Origin of the sequence: Chondromyces crocatus (assembly GCF_001189295.1) — a bacterium.
Classification (GTDB): domain Bacteria; phylum Myxococcota_A; class Polyangia; order Polyangiales; family Polyangiaceae; genus Chondromyces; species Chondromyces crocatus.
On sequence record NZ_CP012159.1, the window covers coordinates 7788819 to 7808649 of the forward strand.

The 19831-nt window shown below is 69.4% G+C and carries 16 protein-coding genes; 8 read left to right on the plus strand and 8 right to left on the minus strand.

The window, feature by feature from the left end; translation table 11 throughout:
- Positions 1-6 precede the first annotated feature (6 nt).
- On the minus strand, positions 7-915 hold the full coding sequence (locus tag CMC5_RS28010; RefSeq protein ID WP_050433272.1) for a dienelactone hydrolase family protein: 909 nt from the start codon (positions 913-915) through the stop codon (positions 7-9).
- 96 nt (positions 916-1011) lie between these two features.
- Between CMC5_RS28010 and CMC5_RS28015 the strand changes: the two genes are divergently transcribed.
- Entirely contained in the window at positions 1012-2103 is a 1092-nt protein-coding gene (locus CMC5_RS28015) for an aminopeptidase (protein ID WP_050433273.1), read from the plus strand.
- A gap of 69 nt (positions 2104-2172) precedes the next feature.
- Here CMC5_RS28015 and CMC5_RS28020 read toward each other — a convergent pair whose 3' ends face one another.
- Entirely contained in the window at positions 2173-3516 is a 1344-nt protein-coding gene (locus CMC5_RS28020; RefSeq protein WP_050433274.1) for a serine/threonine-protein kinase, read from the minus strand.
- Positions 3517-3707: 191 nt separating this feature from the next.
- On the opposite strand from CMC5_RS28020, the gene CMC5_RS28025 reads away from it, so the two are divergent.
- The 3 genes from CMC5_RS28025 (at position 3708) to CMC5_RS28035 (ending at position 5627) form a co-directional block, all read left to right on the plus strand.
- A complete protein-coding gene (locus CMC5_RS28025; RefSeq protein ID WP_169796681.1) occupies positions 3708-4112 on the plus strand; it encodes a PDZ domain-containing protein in 405 nt (134 codons plus the stop codon).
- An 88-nt stretch (positions 4113-4200) separates the two neighbouring features.
- A complete protein-coding gene (locus tag CMC5_RS28030; RefSeq protein WP_082362857.1) occupies positions 4201-4845 on the plus strand; it encodes a LemA family protein in 645 nt (214 codons plus the stop codon).
- Positions 4845-5627, plus strand: a complete 783-nt coding sequence (locus CMC5_RS28035) for a TPM domain-containing protein (RefSeq protein WP_050433276.1) — start codon at positions 4845-4847, stop codon at positions 5625-5627. Before CMC5_RS28030 ends, CMC5_RS28035 begins: the two co-directional genes overlap by 1 nt.
- A gap of 6 nt (positions 5628-5633) precedes the next feature.
- Here the strand turns inward: CMC5_RS28035 and CMC5_RS28040 are convergent, their stop codons facing one another.
- Positions 5634-7136, minus strand: coding sequence for a condensation domain-containing protein (locus tag CMC5_RS28040; RefSeq protein WP_082362858.1), 1503 nt, complete (start codon positions 7134-7136; stop codon positions 5634-5636).
- A 269-nt stretch (positions 7137-7405) separates the two neighbouring features.
- Positions 7406-8290, minus strand: coding sequence for a LysR family transcriptional regulator (locus CMC5_RS28045; protein ID WP_063796359.1), 885 nt, complete (start codon positions 8288-8290; stop codon positions 7406-7408).
- Between the two features lie 130 nt (positions 8291-8420).
- Between CMC5_RS28045 and CMC5_RS28050 the strand changes: the two genes are divergently transcribed.
- A complete protein-coding gene (locus CMC5_RS28050; protein WP_050436171.1) occupies positions 8421-9338 on the plus strand; it encodes an NAD-dependent epimerase/dehydratase family protein in 918 nt (305 codons plus the stop codon).
- 103 nt (positions 9339-9441) lie between these two features.
- Here CMC5_RS28050 and CMC5_RS28055 read toward each other — a convergent pair whose 3' ends face one another.
- From CMC5_RS28055 to CMC5_RS28070, 4 genes are all read right to left on the minus strand, one after another.
- On the minus strand, positions 9442-10461 hold the full coding sequence (locus CMC5_RS28055; RefSeq protein WP_050433278.1) for an NAD-dependent epimerase/dehydratase family protein: 1020 nt from the start codon (positions 10459-10461) through the stop codon (positions 9442-9444).
- Positions 10462-10661: 200 nt separating this feature from the next.
- Complete coding sequence (locus CMC5_RS28060; RefSeq protein ID WP_082362860.1) at positions 10662-11666, minus strand: phosphotransferase; 1005 nt, start codon at positions 11664-11666, stop codon at positions 10662-10664.
- 565 nt (positions 11667-12231) lie between these two features.
- A complete protein-coding gene (locus tag CMC5_RS43190) occupies positions 12232-13701 on the minus strand; it encodes a metallophosphoesterase (RefSeq protein WP_050433279.1) in 1470 nt (489 codons plus the stop codon).
- Between the two features lie 217 nt (positions 13702-13918).
- Positions 13919-15067 (minus strand): glycoside hydrolase family 5 protein, encoded by a 1149-nt coding sequence (locus CMC5_RS28070; RefSeq protein ID WP_245677785.1) that lies wholly within the window; start codon positions 15065-15067, stop codon positions 13919-13921.
- A 249-nt stretch (positions 15068-15316) separates the two neighbouring features.
- Here CMC5_RS28070 and CMC5_RS28075 point away from each other — a divergent pair, with 249 nt between their 5' ends.
- From CMC5_RS28075 to ycaC, 3 genes are all read left to right on the plus strand, one after another.
- Complete coding sequence (locus CMC5_RS28075; RefSeq protein ID WP_050433281.1) at positions 15317-17683, plus strand: PEP/pyruvate-binding domain-containing protein; 2367 nt, start codon at positions 15317-15319, stop codon at positions 17681-17683.
- Between the two features lie 133 nt (positions 17684-17816).
- Positions 17817-18587: a DUF6209 family protein gene (locus CMC5_RS28080; RefSeq protein ID WP_050433282.1), complete on the plus strand. Its 771-nt coding sequence runs from the start codon at positions 17817-17819 to the stop codon at positions 18585-18587.
- A 408-nt stretch (positions 18588-18995) separates the two neighbouring features.
- On the plus strand, positions 18996-19613 hold the full coding sequence (ycaC, locus tag CMC5_RS28090) for an isochorismate family cysteine hydrolase YcaC (protein WP_050433284.1): 618 nt from the start codon (positions 18996-18998) through the stop codon (positions 19611-19613).
- Positions 19614-19831: the final 218 nt, after the last annotated feature.

Genomic DNA, 19831 nt, shown 5'->3' on the forward strand with positions numbered 1-19831 from the left:
GCTGGTTCAGCCGTCCTTCAGGTGCATCGCGAGGAAGGCGCGCACGTGCTTCCAGGCGTCCTCGGCGGCCTTCTCGTCGTACCGCTTGCCCGAGGGATTCGCGAAGGCGTGATCGGCGTCGTAGCGCAGGATGGAGTGCATCACCCCGGCCTCGTGCAGCGCCTTGTCGAACTCGTCGACCGCCTTCGGGGGAATCCCGCCGTCCTTGTTCCCGAAGACGCCGAGCACGGGGGCGCGGATCGCCTGAAGCGCGGCCACGTCCGTGACCAGGCGCCCGTAGTAGATCACGGCCGCGTCGAGCGCGGGCTCGTGCATGGCGAGCTGCAGGGACCAGGCGCCTCCGAAGCACCAGCCGATGGATCCGGTGCGCGGTGAGCGGGTCCTCGGATCCGTCTCGAGGAAGCGGTTGGCACCGCGCAGGATCTTCAGCGCGCCCTCGTCGTTCACCGCCTTCATCGCTGCCATGGCGTCGTCGGCATTGGCCGCCACCTTGCCCCCGTACAGGTCCACGGCGAGCGCCGCGTAGCCATCCTCCGCGAGGCGATCGGTCCAGTGACGGATGTGCTCGTTGAGCCCCCACCACTCGTGGATCACCACCACCCCGGGCAGCGGGGCCTTCGCGTCGAGTGGGAGGCTCAGGTAGGCGGTGGACCCCTCGACCTGCACCTCCTGGCCACGCGGCGCCGGCGCGCGATCGGCCTTCAGCTCGTGGATCGCCTTGAAGGCCTCCTCGGAGAGCAGACCCGTGTACGACGTGCCCGTCGTGGGCGAAGCCGAGCCGACCGCGGCGGGCGTGGTGTCCGCGGAGGCAGCCGGTTCGCGCGGTTCGCCCGTGCCGGCGCCGCATGCGACGACGGCTGCAGCGATCGTGATGGCAGACCACCGGACGAAGCGGGATGGGGACGCACGGCGCATGGTGACGGACCCTAGCATCACGCCGTGCCACCGCGCGAGATCACGGTGGTCTGCTGGAGCGACGCGCAGAAGGTGCGCTAACGTGGCGCTCGCCGCATGGCTTCTCGCTCCACACCTCTCCCGCCATGCCGCCCCTGGCGGTCCCTTTCAGGCATCTGCGCGCTCGCCCTCACCCTCGCGCTCTGCGCGGCGTCGACCGGGTGCACGTCGGTGGGATACCTCGCCCAGGCCGGCATGGGGCAACTCTCGCTCGGCCTCGGCGCGCAGCCCATCCGCGAGGTGGTCAAGGATCCCAGCACTCCCCCGCGTCTCCGCCACCTCCTGTGGCGCGTGAGCGACATCAAGCGCTTCGGTGAGCAGCACGGGCTACAGGCCACGGACAGCTACGAGACCTACACCGCCCTCGATCGTCCCGTCGCGGTGTACGTGGTGAGCGCTTGCGCACCGCTCGAGTTCAAGGCGAAGACGTGGAGCTTTCCCATCGTGGGGAGCGTTCCCTACCTGGGGTGGTTCGATCGCGACCGGGCACGCAGCTTCGGCGCCGAACTCGTGAGGGAGGGGTGGGACGTCGACGTGCGCGGCGCGAGCGCCTACTCCACGCTGGGCTGGTTCAGCGATCCGGTGCTGTCGTCGATGATTCATGAAGGCGACGAGGCGCTCGGCGAGTTCGCCAACACGCTGCTGCACGAGTCCGCGCACGCCACGTTTTACGTCGCCGGGCAGAGCATCCTGAACGAGAGCGTGGCGACCTTCATCGGAGACAAGCTGGCTGACCGCTGGCTCGCGGAAGAGTCCGGCGCCTCGGCGGAGGAGCGGCGCGCGTACCTGGAAGAGCAGCGCGCGTCGACAGCGCGCAGGCGCGTGCTGCACGAGACCTACGTCGCCCTCGATCAGCTCTACCGCTCGGCCCGACCGGACGCGGAGAAGCGCCTGGAGAAGCGGAAGCTGCTCGCCGCCGTGGAGCGCCAGCTCGAGGCCAAGCGGCCCCTCACGAACGCCACGCTCATCCAGTACCGCACCTACAACGCAGGCATCCGCGAGCTGGAGAATCTGCTCACGGCCTGTGGAGGGAGCTTCCCCAGGCTCATCTCCGCACTCAAGCGCCTCGACCGCGCCAGCTTCTCGAAGCCTCAGCAGGAGGATCTGGGCCCTGCGCTGTCCCCGCTGGTGCGCGCGGGCTGTCCCTAGCGCCGCGTCGCTGCATTGCGGCATCCGCCCATCGACGACACATCGACGACGCTCGACGAGCGCTCCAGCTCAGAGAACCGACTTCAGCAGCTCGATGGCGTTCCGGACCTGCTCCCGGGCGAGCGCGAAGACGAGCAGCACGGCGATCATCGCGATGAGGAGCACCGTCACCGAGGACTGCCGGTTCGATGCTGGCGTGGAGATCACGTAGATCGGCCCGCTCGGAACATCGCGCAGGGGGAGATTGCCGGAGGGGATGCCGGACAGGCCTTGCAAGCTCGATGATCCCGGCACGCTGCTGCTCGGTGGTGGCCGGTCGTGGACGTCTCCACCGGCCGCCGGGTAGCGCGAGTTCGAGGGCACGCTCTGGTATCCGGCGAATCCCTGGTGGCTCGATGCGCCCGGTGGCAACGCGACGCCTGCGTACGCCTCGGCCCTGGGAGCCACAGCGGGACCAGCGTGGCTCGCGACGCCGTGGAGCACCGCCAGGAACATGTTCGCCAGCTCGGCGGCGGACTGGAACCGCTCGCTGGGATCACGCGCACAGGCGCGCGCAAAGAAGAGATCCACGGTCGGAGAGAGCTCGGGCACGAGCCGCGAAGGCAGCTCGGGAGGCGCGGAGCAGATCCGCAGGATGACCTCCCCGAGCGACGCCCCCTGGAACGGCTTCCGACCCGTCAGCGCGTAGTAAAGGATCACCCCCAGCGACCAGAGGTCCGAGCGGTGATCGACCGTCTTGCTGGCGCGCACCTGCTCCGGGCTCATGTAGTCCGGCGTCCCCAGGAGCATGCCGGTGGCGGTGGCCTCCGTCGTCGCGTGCGCGACGGGCGACGCGAGCTTCGCCACGCCGAAATCGAGCAGCTTGATCACCTCTCTCCCACGGACGCGCGCGACGAAGATGTTGCTCGGCTTGAGATCGCGGTGGACGACGCCGACCGCGTGCGCCGCCTCGAGGGCCCTCCCCGCTTCCACGGCCACCATGGCCACTTGCTCCGGCGGAAGACGCCCGCTTCGCTTGATGCGGACGCCGAGATCCTCCCCTTCGAGCCGCTCCATCACGATGTACGGCACCCCGTCGTCGACACCGTGATCGAGCACCTGCACGACGTGCGGCGATCGAATGCGCGCTGCCGCCTCGGCCTCGCGACCGAAGCGTGCCTGCGCGATGGTGTCGTGTGTGAGCGCCTTGCTCATGAACTTCAAGGCGACGGGGGTGCGGAGCCCGAGGTGCAGCGCTCCCCAGACGGAGCCCATGGCGCCACGCCCGATGCACTGCTCCAGCCGGAACTTCCCCGCGATGACCTGTCCCGCTGTGAAATCCACCCTGCGGTGGAGGCTAGCAGGCAACCACCGCCAGATGCGACGCCCCAGCTCGACCGTCGAGAAGAGGCGCTCCGTTCGACGGGAAGACATGCGGCATCCACATTGCTTCTCCGCCCGTCTGCGCCCATGCACCCAGGCCGGCGCACACTGCGATGCCGCAATTCCCTGCCAGTCTGCTGTGGCTCCTCGCCGTCCTCCTCCTGGGAGGATGTCGCGAAGATGCGGGCCAGGCGCGGGCGCAAACCCTCGAGGGAGACCGGCGCCCTCCCACGGCTCGGCTGGTGCCGGAACCTTCGGACCTGCCCCCACCGGACGACCAGGACCACAGCCCCCCCGAAGAGCCGAGCGCGCAGGCCGCGCCCACCCCCGCGGTGGACGCCCCGGCCCTCGCCCCTCCCGATGCACTGCATCTCTGGGACATCGGAGAGCCCTGGAGCTTCAGCGTGGCCGACAGCGACCACCAGGGCGCGTTGATCCGGCAGATCGAGATCCAGAGCTTTGCGCTCGCCGTCCTGGAGATCGGTGATGTGGTGACGCACGTGAACGATCAACCCGTCGATGGTTCGGATCGTCTCGCGCGCTGCCTTCGTCGCATCGAGCCAGGATCGCAGGCGGTCTTCACCGTGCGGCGGGGCGAAATGACCCAGCATCTCCTGCTCGACGTTCCACGAGCGCGAATTCGTTGAGGTTCGCTCGGCTCGCGGGGCCCGATGGTGGGACATCGTGGGCCAGGACCTTGCACGACGTCGTGGGCGCGTTATTGGAAGAAGCATCATGAGCCTGATTGCCCGACCTCTGTTCTCCAGGTTCGCCCTCGTGAGCCGCCCTCTGCGGCCGCTCTGGGCAGCGCTCTGTCTGCTCGCCCTCGCCTTCGCCGTGACGGGGTGCTCTCGCTACAACGAGCTGGTCGAGAAGGATCAGATCGCCGCCCAGAAGTGGTCCGATCTCGAGGCTGCACTCCAGCGTCGCTACGATCTCATCCCCAACCTCGTCGAGGTGGTGAAGGGTTCTGCGAAGCACGAGCAGGCGACGCTCTCGCAGGTGGCCGAGGCCCGCGCCGCAGCTGGCAAGATCCAGCTCACCGCGGACGACCTCACCGATCCCGAGAAGATGGCCGCCTTCCAGAAGGCCCAGGCCGACCTCAAGGGCTCGCTGTCCCGCCTGATGGTGATCCAGGAGCAATACCCGGATCTCAAGGCCAACAAGGGCTTCCACGACCTGCAAGTGCAGCTCGAGGGGACCGAGAACCGCATCCAGCGCTCGCGCGAGGAGTACAACCTGGCCGTGCGTGAGTACAACGCCGAGCTGCTCAAGGTCGGTGGTCAGGTCGTCAACAAGGTCACCGGCGCGCCGTTCAAGCCTCGCGTGTTCTTCACCGCGACGACCGAGGCGCAGACGGCTCCGAAGGTAACGTTCTGATGGTCGCCTGGGCCCGTGGCTCTCGGACGGCGGGCGCGGGGCGCCTCCGCGCTCTGGTCGCCGCGGCGCTCGCGCTCGTCGTCATCGCGTTCAGCTCGGCCTTCCCGAGAACGGCGCTCGCCGCCTTCACCCCGCCGCCCCTCCGCGGGCACGTGGTGGACACGGCGGGCAAGCTCTCGCAGGCCGAGATGCTGCGCCTCGACCGGAAGCTCGACGCCATCCGGCAGAAGACAGGCTTCGAGATCGTGGCGTTCGTCGCCGGGAACCTCGAAGGCGAGCCCATCGAAGACATCGCCTACAAAGCCTTCAACACCTGGAAGATCGGGCAGGAGCGCGCCGACAATGGCGTGCTCCTCGTGATCGCGCCCGCCGAGCGGCGCGTCCGGATCGAGACAGGCAAGGGCGTGGGCGCAGAGCTCACCGACCTCCAGTCCAACGACATCATCCGGGAGGTCATCGCGCCGCTGCTCCAGCAGGATCGCTTCTACGAGGCGGTCGATCGGGGCACCATCGCCATCGCCGACACCCTGCTCAAGGGCGCCGATGGCAAGGCGCCAGCGCAGAAGGTCGCCAAGCCGCCGGACATGGTCCGGACGGCGTTGACGGCGGGCGGCATCCTTCTGGTCATCATCCTGTCGATCGTGTCGCCCACGTTCCGCTCGCTCCTGTGGTTCATCATCCAGCTCTTCCTGCTGTCTGGTGGACGGGGTGGCGGCGGTGGCTCGGGCTACGGTGGCGGCGGAGGTCGCTCCGGCGGCGGCGGGTCGAGCGACAGCTACTGAACCGAGCTACACCTCGAGCGGCCGCGCGTGCGCGATCTGCTCGTCGACCGCCGGGCCGCGCTCGGCATCCCGCCCAGCTTCCCCCACACAGAGCCCGAGCTGACGACGCTCCGCCATCGTCAGGAGCTGCAGATCGCGCAGTGCCCGATCGGGTGAGCGCATCACCTCGAGCAGCAAGCTCTCCAGCCGCCCCGGCAGCTTCTCGATCTCCGTCTTCGTGAGGTTCTCGGAGCACCCGTCGAACCGCAGCCTCGCTCCACCTTGCTCGTGCAGCTTCTCCACGTGGATCCGCAGGCCCTTCTGCTCGCAGCCCGCCGTCATGAAGCGGAACGACGCGGGGGCGTCCCCGAAGCGCACGTCGCACCCACCTCCCGAGCAGGACAGCGTGACGTCGAACGGCCGATCGCCACGCACGCCCGCCAGCCGGTTCACCTCGCTCAGCGGGAACCGCCGGTGGGGTGCCCCGCGCCGCGCTTCCTGACCGAGCGCCAGGAGCAGCTCCCGAAAGCTCAGCCCCGTGCCGAGCTGATACCAGGCCGGAACCGTGCTGGTGAACTTGCCGACCGTCTGTCGGAAGTCCTCGGTGCTCCGGTTCAGCGCAACCAACCCGAAGGCCACATCGTCTCGCTGGGTCACCCGCGCGAAGTAGCTGTACAGCGCGCCCAGGATCACCTGGAACGGCGTCGTCCCCTGCTCCGCTGCGAACACCTGCATCTCCACGAAGCGCGCGCGGTCCAGGATCAGATCCGATCGCCACCGGCGGGATGGCTGCCCCGCCGACCTGCCGAAGGACCGTGAAGGCAAGAGCGGCTCGGGGATCGTCGCAAGCTTCTCGCGCCAGTACGCCTCGTCGCGCTGGAACTGCTCCGACGCCATGTAGGCCTGATCGTGAGCGATGAAGTCAGCGTAGGAGTGTCGGATCGCCTCGTCGATCGGCTGCCCCGAGAGCAAGGCGTTGTAGGTCGCTGCCGCGCGCTGCGTGACCAGCGACATCGCGTAGCCATCGGCCACCAGCGGGTGCACCCGCGTGAGCCAGTAGTGGCGATCCTCTGCGACCCGCACCAGCTCGAACTGAAACAGGGGCCCCTCGCCACCCGGGGCGGGCCTCTCCAGCTCGTGCTGGAGCCACTCGTGCGCCCGCTCCTCGGCGTCCTCCCCTCCGGACAGGTCACGCCGCTCCAGCGTCACCGGGACCCGGTCGACGATGCGCTGCACGGGGGCCGCGTCCTGCTGCACGAGCGCTAGCCGGAGGGCGTCGTTCTGCTCCACGACGTGCTCCAGCGCGCGCTCCAGGGTGGCGACGTCGATGGGACCGTCGATACGGGCATACCCACCCTGACTGGAGGGCGGAGCGTCCGCGCACATCGACTGCTCAATCCAACCCTCTCTCTGGGGTGAAGAGAGGGGATATGCCGTTGTCGTCAGGGTTATCGGCGTCGTCATGTTAGTCATATTGATTATCCGCGCGCAAGACAGGAGCGCACGAAGATTCACGACCTCACCAGACATTCGACAAAGGACGCATACCCGGGATCACATGGGCAATGGTCTACGTCCCTGGCGACGTGATCGCATTGCAATCAGCACATTCTCGCTACACCGAATGGCGCGCGCACCCGTCGACCTCGCCACGCAGATACGATGCCCCAGACATCGGATTGCGTCGCCGCAGCGCCCCCCACCCGCGCAAGGCAGACATTCGCGAAATGGGCGCGCCGCGGCGTGACGTTGCGAACACGACGGACCGTGCCCCAGGCATCTCGAAACTGCTCCAGGCGTCAGACCAGCAGCGTGGACCTGGCCGCCTCCGAGAAGAAGTCGACGAACGCGCGCACCCGAGGCGGCAGCAAGCGCCCTTGCGGGAAGGCGATGTGGATGGGCAGCCCCTCCTCGCGGAACTCCGAGAGCAAGCAGACCAAGCGCCCTCGCCTCACGTCCTCCTCCGCCACGATCTCCGGCAGGTGGGCGATGCCGAGCCCGTCGAGCGCCGCGGCCCGCAGGGTCTCGTTGCTGTCGGCCGCGATCGGCCCGCGCGGAAGCAGACGTCCGCCCGAGGGCAGCTCCCAGGGCACCCGCAGCCCGTTGCGCACGTAGGCGAGCCCCGTGTGTCCTGCCAGGGCCTCGGGCGTCTGCGGCGTCCCGCGCGCCTCCAGGTAGGAGGGCGCCGCGTAGAACTGCCGCCTCAGTCGACCGATGCGCCGGAGCACCAGCCGCCCATCGTCCACGTGGCCCACCCGCACCACCACGTCGACCTGCTCCGACAGCGGGTCCACGTACCGGTCCGTGAGCCCCACCTCCAGCTCCAGCTCCGGGTATGCCCCCGCGAACGCCGAGAGCCGAGGCAGCACCCACGCCCGACCGAGATCCAGCGGCACGCTCGCCCGGAGCAGCCCCCGCGGCGTCGTCGCCTGCGTCACCCGCACCATCGCCTCGTCCAGGTCGTCGAACGCCCGCCGCACCCGCTCGTAGAGCTCCTGGCCCTCGCTGGTCAGCGCAAGCCCCTGCCCTCCCCGCACCACCAGCCGCACCCCGAGCTGCGCCTCCAGCTTACTGACCAGCTTACTGAAGGCCGACGGGGTCATCCCCGCCTCGCGGGCCGCAGCGCTGAAGCTGCCAGCGCGCACGCTGCGCACGAAAGCACGAAGGTTCGGCCAGGGATCCATGGGCTTTGCCTCCCAGGCACATCGCCTTTGCCCGCGATACGCCTCCCACGCCGCTCAGGCAAGCGCCATGGTGGTGGCACCCACGGCGCGCCCCCGAAGCCACGGCGGCCTGGCCGAAAGAGAGAGCACCATGACACGCGCACTGATCACGGGAGCAACGGGATACATCGGCGGCTCCGTCGCCCAGCGGCTGGTCCAGGATGGCTTCGAGGTCGTGGCCCTCGTCCGGCGCAGCGAAGACGTCGCCCGGCTCGAAGCCCGCGGCCTGAAACCCCAGGTGGGCAGCCTCGACGACGGCGCCCTCCTCGCGCGCCTGGCCAGCGAGGCCGATCTGGTGGTGAACACCGCCGACTCCGATCACCGCAGCACCCTCGAAGCCCTCCTCGGCGCCCTCCGCGGCACCGGCAAGCGGCTCGTCCACACCAGCGGCTCGTCCATCGTCGCCGATCACGCCGACGGCGAGGCCTCCGACCGCATCTACGACGAGGACACGCCCTTCACCCCCATCCCCGAGAAGGCTGCTCGCGTCGCCATCGACACCCTGGTGCGTGACGCCGCGCGCGACGGTGTGCACAGCATCGTCATCTGCCCGACCATGATCTATGGCCGCGGCACCGGCGTGAAGCGCGACTCCATCCAGGTCCCCCTTCTCGCGCGCGTCGCTCGCGAGCGCGGTGCCGGCGTCCACATCGGCGCCGGCCTCAACGCCTGGTCGAACGTCCACATCGAGGACCTCGTCGACCTCTACGCCCTCGCCATCGAGCGCGCCGCCCCCGGCTCGTTTTTCTTCGCGGAGAACGGCGAGAACTCCCTCCGCGACATCGCCACCGCCCTCAGCCACGCCCTCGGCTTCGGCGGCAAGACGGTGAGCTGGCCCATCGCCGAGGCCATCGAGCAATACGGCGCGGAAGCCGCCCGCTTCGGCCTCGCCTCGAACAGCCGCGTCCGTGGCGTGCGCTCCCGCGCCGACCTCGGCTGGAAGCCGCACCGCACGGCCCTCCTCGACGAGATCGAGCGCGGCTCCTACCGCGACGACTTCGGGCGCTGAGCCAGGGCAGCCCGCTCGCGGGCCCCGACGATCCGTGCGCGAGCGACGACGGTCCGCGCACGAGTGCCGACGACCCGCGCGCGAGCGCCGACGACCCGCCGCGCTAGATCCACTTCTCCTGGCGGTACCAGTCGAACGCCGCCCGGATCCCGCGCTCCAGCCCGAACTCGTGGTTCCACCCCAGCACCGAGCGCAGCGCGTCGCTCCGGCACGTCCACGCCTCCTGGGCCCCCATCTTCGCCTTCTGCCGGTTGAACAGCCGCGGCTTCCCGTCGAACCGCGTCGCCAGCTCACCGCCCACCGCGGCCAGGCTCACCAGCGCCTCCGGCAGGTTCAGCGTGCGCACCCGTCGCCCGCTCGCGTCCACGATCGCCTGCTGGAAACGCTCCCAGGTCAGCGGCTCGTTGTCGCACACGAAGAACCCCTGCTGCACCGCGCCCGGGTGCGACGCGGCCGCCAGCATCGCCGACACCATGTCGTCCACGTACACCGCCGAGAACCACCGGTTCCGGTTCCCGAAGAACACGTTCCGCCCCTGCGACGCCTCGCGGAACAGGTTGAAGTAGTCCACGTCCCCCGGACCGTAGACCCCACCGGGCCGCAGGATGGTCCACGGCAGCTCCTTCGCCGCCTCGACCACGTACTCCGCCTCCAGCTTGGTGTCCCCGTAGTGCTCCAGCGGACGCCGCGGGCTCGACTCCACGTGGGGTTTCGCCGCGCTCGAGGGCCCGTAAGCGGCCAGTGTCGACACGTGCACGAACCGCTTCACCTCCGGGTGCGCCCGCTTCAGCGCCTCCAGCAGGTTGCGGGTGGGCATCACGTTCGCCCGCGAGAAGTCGTCGCGCGTCACGCCCTTCGTCGCCCCGGCCAGGTGGAACACCACATCGGGCTTCTCTTCGGCCATGAGCCGCTCCAGCCCGGCCACGTCCTCGTACTCCACCTCGGCCGAGCGCCCCTTCTTCGCCACGGGGGAGCCCCGGCGGCGCACCGCCACCACGTCGAGCCCGCGGGCGAGCAGCGCATCGCGCAGGCGGCCCCCGATGAAGCCGCTGGCTCCGGTCAGCAGGGCCTTGCCCTGGAGTGCTTGGGGTTCTGCGGAGGGAGTCGTCGTCTCGGTTGTCACGGCGAGCGGATCTGCCGCGTGTCGCGGGGCGCTGCAAGCCGAGCGGGGCGCGAAAACGCCTTCGCGCAGCCCTGCGGCGGCGGCCGGGTCCCCCCGACCGCGCCGCCGCAGACCGGATCACGTGTCAGGCGACACGCCGCTCAGCACCGCGGAGCACCGCTCAGCGCCGCTCCGTGCAGCGTCATGCAGCGCAGCGCCGCTCACTCGAGCGCCCGGAGCTGACCGAGCAGCATCGGCACGTACTCGAACCACGCCGGCAGCTCCCGGCCGCACGAGGCCGCCCAGAGGGTGCCTTGCAACAGCCGCAGGTTCCGGAACAGGGTCACCCGTGACGGCGCTGGCGCCCCCGGATAGGCCGCGTGCGCCACCATCTCGTCACCGGCCTCGAGGCCGCACAGATCCCAGCCCACGGGGCCCAGGCACGTGTCCTCGAAGTCGTTCCAGAGCCAGCCGCCCGTGACCGGGATCAGGTTCCCCACGTGCGCATCCCCGTGGATCGGCTGCACCGGCCCCAGCCCCACCGCGCGCAGCTCTCCGAGGATCCTGTCGGCCATGCGCTGCATGAACGCCAGGTCCTCCACCGACACCAGCGTCGTCTCTCCAGCGAGGCGGTCGAGCCCGCGCTGGATGTCACCGAGCGGCACCAGCTCGGGCAGCTCCCCCGGGTAGTCCCGCAGCGCCGCGTGCAGCTCGCCCAGCATCTGCGCAGCGACGACCGTCTCCGGCGGCTTGTCCCCCGCGGGCTGGACGTACCGCCAGAACGACATGTGCAGCCCATCGTGCTCGAACGGCGTCGCGGGCAGCTCGTCGCTCGGTGGCACCACGGGCGCCCCCTGCGCCGCAAGGAATGCGGACACGTCGAGCTCCCGCTGCAGCCAGGGCTCGATCGGCGCGCGCAGGACAGCGGTCACCGTGCTCACCCGGGCCACCACGGGCGCGGGCGAGAGGAGCACCCGCACCGCGCACGCCTCCGCCAGCACCTTGGGCTCCTTCACGGTCAGCCCGTGGGCCTTGGCAACGGCCACCGCCGACGCGACGGCGCGTGCGTTCCGCGCGAGGTGGCGTGCCGTCGCCTCGTCGAGGATGCGGCGCACCTCGTCCTTCGACGCGGCCCCACCAGCCTTCGAGGAATCCCCGCCGACGCCTCCTGGCGGCGCTTCGGGCGATGACGGCGGGGAAACCGGGGAAGCCGAGGCGCCCCGCATGGGGTCCTCGGACAGCGCCTCGGGCGAGGACGTGGAAGCAGCGGGATGGGAAGAAGAAGCATTTCCTGATCGGGTCGACATCTGAACGTCTCCAGTGCTCGTGTGGCCATGTGGCCGTAGGGACGAGCCACGGAGAGCCCGCGCGCGCTTCGCTCACGCCTCGGCGTCCCGCGGCGCTGCGCCGAGGAGGGGCCGGACGCGACGCATCGCACGTCGCCCGACCCATGCCTCGAAGACAGCATCCGGCCCGAACACCAGGGTGCAAACGACGCCGTTCAAGCTCTCCGCAGCGCGAAAAGCGGACACGGCGCGCAGCAGCGAGCGACCGGCGCGCCGTGAACGGCACGCCTCACGACCTCAGCGACACGGCGCGACCCGACGGGTCACGCCCATGGCGAGGTTCAGCTCGCTGCTGCCGTGCCGCGCTCTCGGATGAAAGCGAACGGCCCGAAACAAATACAGGCACCCATGCGCCCAACCGTAGTGCGCTCACGACGCTGCCGTCAAGCGACCGAGGACGCCCCGCTTGCCAGGCTTCCGGGGTCGGTCCGGGCCGGCGCTGGCTTCACAGCCAGTTCATGTTGCTCAGCGTGTGCTTCCCGTCGCTGCGCTCCGTGTTCGTCGCTGGCGCGTAGACCCGCGTGGAGAGCGTGTTCGCCGCCGTGTCGATCTCGACGAGCCGCGTGGGGTTCGTCGACCCGTCGTGGAAGCAGTTCAGGAACTGGTGGATCTGGTTCCCGTGCACCCCCGTGTCCAACCGGTACGCCGCGTTGCCCACGTGCCCGGAGAACACCAGCCGCACGTTCGCGTACTGCTTGATCAGGTTGTCGAACACGTACTGCGGGCTGTTGTTTCCGTAGCCGCCATTCGTCTGCATGATCGTGCCATTGCTGTTCAGGTGAGAATGGGTGATGACGATGACGTTATCGTTCGGGTGCTGCGCGAGCACCGTTTTCGCCCAGTCCACCGCGCCCGTCCTCGCCCACAGCTCCAGGCTGAGCACCATCCAGCTCGACCCGCCGGCCGTGAACCGATGGTAGGAGTTGTCGATCTTCCCCGCCTCGTAGACCCCGCTCAGCGCCGAGAACCGTGACGTCGGGAAGTAGGTGTTGAACGTCGTCGTGTTCCGCAGGTTCGCGTTCACGTTCCCGGGGCACGCGCTCCCTCCCTGGCACACCGCCGCGGTGTCGTGGTTCCCGATGGCGATGGCGTACGGGATCTGCGCCGTGTCCAGCTTCACCAGCGCATCACTCGCCCGCACATAATGGATGTGGTCGGGCGTGTCCCAGTCGACCATGTCACCGCTATGGGCCACGAAGCGGACATCGAGGCTCGCCCGGTTCGCCACGATCCAGTCCAGCCGGTGCGTGAACCGGGTCGGCGCATAGACGATCTCCTGCTGCGTGTCGGGAATCACCACGAACGTGAACTTCGTGTCGTCGTCGGGTGGCGTGACCGTGGCCTCTGGCGCCGCGTAGAACTTCACCCCCTCATCGAGCCAGCCCGAGGCCGACAGGCTCGCCCGGTCTGCCGCGCTCGTGGCGAAGCGGTGCTTGTTCAGCGTCGGACTCCGGTAGCGGTAGACCGGGATCAGGCATGGCCTGCTGGTCTTCGACGCATAGAACCGGATCCCCTCGTCCGACGTGTACCCGTACTGCGTCTTCGCCTTGTCCCGCTCGTTCTCGTCGATGGTCCAGAGGAAGTTCCCCAGCGTCGGATTGTAGAGCCGGTACACCGGCGACAACCCCGTCCCGGTGCTGGCCGCGCCGTAGAATGCGATCCCTCGATCATCGGTGAAACCATGGTTGGTCGCCGCATTGGCCGCCTCGTTCGCGTTCAGCGTGTACAGGCTCGCCCCGCCGTTCGGCTTCACCCGGTGATGGACCGGCGCAGGCATCTCCGCGCACGCCGAGACGGCCTCCGAAGCCACCTCCACGGCCTCTTCGATGACCCCCTCCTGCTCGACCTCACCCCCCACACAAGCGGCGAGCGCGAACGACCCGGCCAGCAACGCCACGAATTTGAAGATCTTCACTCTGCCAAACCTCGGTTTCTCTGGAACTGCAAAAGTCCCCTGGGCGCACCACGACCGCTCCCGGGCTGCACAGCGCCCGTGGTCGTAGCACTTCTGAAACCATTCGAGGTCGAGCTGGCGGGCCGTCACTCACCGGGGTTCATGCGTGCAAAGACGACCCGGCATTGCAATCATCCAACCGGAGCAGGCCCCTCGGACCGCCCCGCAGGCAGCCACCTCAGGGCGCGTTGCTCGCCCCGGCGCGGATCTTCTCCCGCACCCACTTCCCCGCGTCCGTCAGCGCCGACTCTTCCCAGCCCCCCGTGGGGCTCGCTCCCGGGCGCAGCGCCGACGCCGCCTCTTCCTTGTCGAACAGCGACCAGTTCGCCCAGCTCAGCTTGTGGGTGTCCATGAAGTCGAGCCAGCGCTGCGACTCCTCCAGATCGATCCCACCATTGCCGGACGCCTCGCATGTCCCCCACTCGGTCACGAACAGCGCGAGGCCCTTGTTCATCGCCGTCGTCGCCTTGTCCCGCAGGAACTGCCGGTGCGTCCCCGCATAGAAGTGGAGCGTGTAGGCCACGTTGTCGAAACCGACGACGGGATTGTCCGCCGCCACGTCCACGTCCTGCGACCACGTCGGCGTCCCGACCACCACCACGTTCCGCGCGCCCGTCTGACGGATGGCGCCGAGCACATCCTCCGCGTACGCCTTCACCTCGCTCCAGGGCTCACCGTCGGGCTCGTTGAAGATCTCGAAGATCACGTTTGGCGTCTGCCCGTACGTCTCCGCCATCTCGGTGAAGAAGCTCCGCGCCTGCGCCGTGTGCTGCGACGCGCTGTGATCGTGCCAGTCGATGATCACGTACACCCCGCGCGCGATCGCCGCGTCCACCACCACCTTCACCCGCGCCTTCTCCGCGTCGGGGTTCACCAGATACCCGTCCGGCTCCACCCCCAGCGCCGCGCGCACCACCGTCGCCTTCCAGTCGTCCACCAGCGTGTCCACGATCGACGCATTGTAGAAATTCTGCGCCCACTGGCTCCAGAACAGGCTCATCCCCCGGAGCTGCACCGCTTCCCCGTGCTCGTCTTCCAGCCGGTTTCCAGCGACCGACAGCCACCCGTGCCGGCCCACCACCGAGCCCTCCGGCTGCACCGGCGGATCGACCGGCGTCTCCGGATCGGGATCCGTGCTGCTCGTCGACGTGCCCGACGTGCTCGTCGTCCCCGTCGTCATGTTCCCGTGCGGCGCGGTCCCATCGTCCTCGGCCCCACCGCACCCCGTGACCAGCGCCGCCAGCGCCCCGAGCAGCGCCATCGACCGCTTCCATCCCGCCCCGTGCGACCTCGACGACCCCAGCGACTTCCCTGCAACGTGGACCATACCCGACCCTAACCCAGCGCACGCACCCACCGCTCACCGAAATCACCAAGCCGCATCGATTTCGAGCCGTGTTTGCCAGGCCGCGGGAAAAATCGCGCTGCATTCGCGGCGCGCCCATGACCATTTCGATCGCATCCACCGCGATCGAATCGATCACCCCCTCTCCGTGCTGGATCGAACCGATCATCCTCCCGCGGAAACACCACCTCCACGGCCGCTCGACCTTCCCTCGGGTGATAACGTCGCTCCATGGCGCCCCCGATCTGCTTCTTCCGCGATCTCACCACCGCGCTTTCCCCCCTCGCTGGCGGCAAGGGCAGCACCCTCGCCCGCCTCTCCCGGGCCGGATACCCCATCCCTGACGGCTTCATCGTCCTCACCCGCGCCTTCGACGGCGACGCCCTCACCCCCACTGCCCGCAGCCGCCTACGCCCTGCCCTCGCCTTCCTCCGCGCCAACCAGCGCGACTGCGCCTTCGCCGTCCGCTCCTCCGCCGTGAACGAGGACTCCGCGCAGGCCTCCTTCGCCGGCGCCCTCGACACCGTGCTCGACGTCCGCGACGACGACGCTGTCGCCGACGCCATCGAGACCGTCCGCCGCTCACGCCACCACGAACGCGTCGCCGCCTACAGCCAGGCCCAGGGCCTCCCCGCCCAGCAAGACGTCGCCGTCGTCGTCCAGCGCCTCGTCCGCCCCCAGATCGCGGGCGTCCTCTTCACCGCCGACCCCGTCACCGGCAGCCGCGACACCCTCGTCGGCAACTACGTCCACGGCTTCGGCGAGCCGCTCGTCGCCGGCGAAGCCACCGCCCTCGCGTTCACCCTCACCCGCCCTCACGGCGACTACACCGGCCCCGAAGCCCTTCGCCCCCACGCGCGCGAACTCCACCGCCTCGGCACCCGCCTCGAAGACGAACTCGCCGCTCCCCAGGACATCGAGTGGGCCCTCGTCGACGACCAGCTCACCCTCCTGCAAGCCCGCCCCATCACCACCTTGCGCGCCCACGACCCCATCACCGGCGTCTGGAACGACAGCCTCACCGGCGACTACCTCTGGACCAGCACCAACCTCGGCGAAGCCGTGCCCGACGTCATGACCCCGTGCACCTGGTCCCTCCTCCAGATCTTCCTCGCCGACACCTTGCCCATCCTGCACTTCCGCGGCCTCACCCCTGCCGGCAACATCGGCGGTCGCCCCTACCTGAACCTCTCCGTCGCCGCGACCCTCAGCCACGCCTTCGGCATCAGCCCCCGGCGCTTCAGCGCCCTCGCCTCCCTCGTCTTCGGCCGCCTCCCCCCGGGCGTCGAGATCCCCCTGCTCCCCATCCCCCGCTGGCCCATCCTCCGCGCCTTGCTCCCCGAGGTCGTGCGCCTCCAGCGCCGCGTCCGCGAGCACCACCGCCTCCTCCCCGCCTTCGTCGCCGAAGGCCCCGCCCGCTGCGACGACCTGCGCGCCCGCATCCAGGACACCACCCGCCCCGCCGACCTCCTCACCCTCTGGAGCGACGACCTCCTCCCCTATTTCCGCCTGTGCTCCCGCATGCTGGAGGCCGGCGCCCGCCACGAAAGCAAGCAGAGCATGGCCTTGCGCCTCGCCCTCCGCGCCCTCGTCGGCGAAGCCGACACCAACGCCCTCCTCTCCAACCTCGGCGCCCACGACAGCCCCCTGGAGAGCCTCGGCCCCCTCGTCAGCCTCACCCAGCTCACCCGCGGCACCATCGACCGCGCCCGGTACGCCCGCCGCCACGGCCACCGCGGCCCCCACGAGTTCGAGGTCTCCCTCCCTCGCCCTGCCGAGGACCCCCGGTTCATCGACCGCCAGCTCGACGCCCTCCGCGACGCCCCCCTCGACGTCGACGTCCTTCTCGCCCGCCAGGCCCAGGCCCACGCCGACGCCTGGACACGCCTCGAGCAGCGCCACCCCCACCTCGCCGCCCCCCTTCGCCACCGCCTCGATCGCGCGGCCCGAGGCGCCCGCGATCGCGAACTCGCCCGCTCCGAAGCCGTCCGCGTCTTCTGGCCCCTGCGCACCTTCGTCCTCCGCGCTGGCGAACTCACCGCCCACGGCGACGACCTCTTCTTCCTCAGCATCGACGAGATCCTCGCCCTCCTCCGCGGCGACCTCACCCCCCTCGCCCGCATCCCCCCCCGCCGCGACGCCCACGCCCGCCAGAGCGCCCTCCCCCCCTATCCCCCCCTCGTCCGCGGCCGCTTCGACCCCTTCCAGTGGGCCGCCGACCCCCGCCGCCGCAACGACCTCTTCGACGCCCGCGGCGACCTCACCCCGCCCCCGCACGCCATCACCGGCTTCCCTGGCGCCGCAGGCATCGTCGAAGGCCACGCCCGCGTCCTCACCACCCACGACGACGCCCACCTCCTCCAGCGCGGCGAGATCCTCGTCACCCCCGTCACCAACATCGGCTGGACCCCCCTCTTCCCCCGCGCCGCCGCCATCGTCACCGACGTCGGCGCCCCCCTCTCCCACGCCGCCATCGTCGCCCGCGAGCTGGGCATCCCCGCCGTCGTCGGCTGCGGCAACGCCACCACGCGCCTCCGCACCGGCGACCGCATCCGCGTCAACGGCGCCCAGGGCACCGTCGAACGCCTCGACCCCTGATCCCACACCCGTCTGCCACCAATCCCTTCCCCATCTGCTGCTGACCTCTCACCCGTCTGCCTCCCGCTCGCTGGCCCTCTGCGTTAGGGTCCCGCCACATCCCCGAGCCTTCCTCGACCTTCAAGGAGCCCCCATGAAACGCCTGCTCTCCACCACCTTCGCCCTGCTCTGCCTCGGCACCGCCGCCACCGCCGCCGCGCAGACCAGCACCCAGCCCACGCTCACCTTCCACGACGACTGGACCGTCGAGCAGGAAGGACAGCCCAGCACCGACACCCCGCTGCGCATCCGCTACGACCTCGACCGCCTCGCTCAGTGCCGCGGCCCCTCGTGGACGATCACCGGCTACATGATGAGCAACCGAGGCCCCGTCAGCAGCTTCACCGTCGCCAGCCCCTGGACCACCGGCCCCACCGCCGAACTCAACCTCGCCGTGAGCCGAGGCGGCAACCTCGAACTCTGGTTCCAGGTCACCGACGCCAACGGCTGCAGCGCCTGGGACTCGGACCACAACTGGAACTTCCACACCTGGGTCACCCACGACCCGACCGTCACCTTCAGCGCCGACTGGAGCGAGACGCTCACCGGCACCCTCCAGGCCGGCAGCACCCTCATGGTCGATTACGACATCGGCCGCCTCCCCCTGTGCCGCGCCTATTACCTGAACTACGTCGCCTGGAGCGTCAGCTTGAACTACCGCTTCGACGGCGGCGAGATCTTCACCGCACCGCTGACCACCACCTGGGGCGAGTGGAACCTCCAGTACTGGCGGCAGATCCCGGCCTTCATCAACATCCCCCCGGGCGTCAGCCAGGTCGAGATGTGGTTCTCGAACACCGACCGCAAAGCCTGCCAGGAATACGACTCCGACTACGGCCAGAACTACATCTACCAGGTGCAATGACCTCGGCACCGGGGTCCTCTCCGAGCACGATGTTGCGCGGCCAGATGCGTGCAAACCCTTCCTTCAGACCCTGAATGCAGGCGCAATCATCCTGACCCAGCAAACGAAGCCTCATAGGTAGGAACGAAGCCTCCTCACGCGACGCCACCCCGGCCTTCCCGCCGAGCGCCTCGGACGCTCGACGCTCACACCATTTCGTCGAGCCCGAACGCGCGCTCATCGACGTCCTCGCGCGAACCGCACACCCACGCGAGAACCCGCCCTTCATCACACCGCTCCGTGATGCGTCGTCGCACAAGGGGATGGCGTCGGCCCCCATCGCTCCAGTACAAGACCGCGGCGCCCTGACGCGTGCGGAGCGCACGCTGCGCCGCCTTGCGCCAGGTGCCTTTCGGAAAGGAATTTCCCATGGCTGATCTCTACGCTCGCCTCCGCAAAGAAGACGCCGCCGTACTGCTCGTGGATCACCAGGCCGGCCTCATGTCGCTGGTCCGCGACTTCCACCCCGACGAGTTCAAGAACAACGTCCTCGCCCTCGCCGATCTCTCGAAGTACTTCGGCCTGCCCACGATCCTCACCACCAGCTTCGAGACGGGCCCCAACGGCCCCCTCTTCCCCGAGCTCATCGAGATGTTCCCCGACGCGCCCTACATCGCGCGCCCCGGCCAGATCAACGCCTGGGACAACGAAGACTTCGTCAAGGCCGTGAAGGCGACCGGCAAGAAGCAGCTCATCATCGCCGGCATCGTGACCGACGTCTGCGTCGCCTTCCCCGCCCTGTCCGCCATCAAGGAGGGCTTCGAAGTCTTCGCCGTCGTCGACGCCTCCGGCACCTTCAACCCCACCGTGCGCGAAGCCGCCCACCAGCGCATGGCCGCCGCCGGCGTGCAGCTCATGAACTGGTTCTCCGTCGCCTGCGAGCTGCATCGCGACTGGCGTAACGACATCGAGGGCCTCGCCGGCGTGTTCTCGCGGCACATCCCCGACTACCGGAACCTCATCACGAGCTACTCCGCCAAGAAGTAGCCGACCTCGGCTCGCCCCCCGCGCTCCAGGTCGCCCTCCTCGCTCGAGGGGGTGCGGCATGCAACAGCTTCGACTTCCAGAACAGGTACAACGAAGCGCCGTCGCCCTCCTCGCTCGAGGAGCGAATGAGCCGACCAGCAACGCGGAGCAATCGCCGCTGCGACCACGACCCCCGCTACGCGCACAGCGCAGCCTGATGCGCGAAACTCTCGGTGACG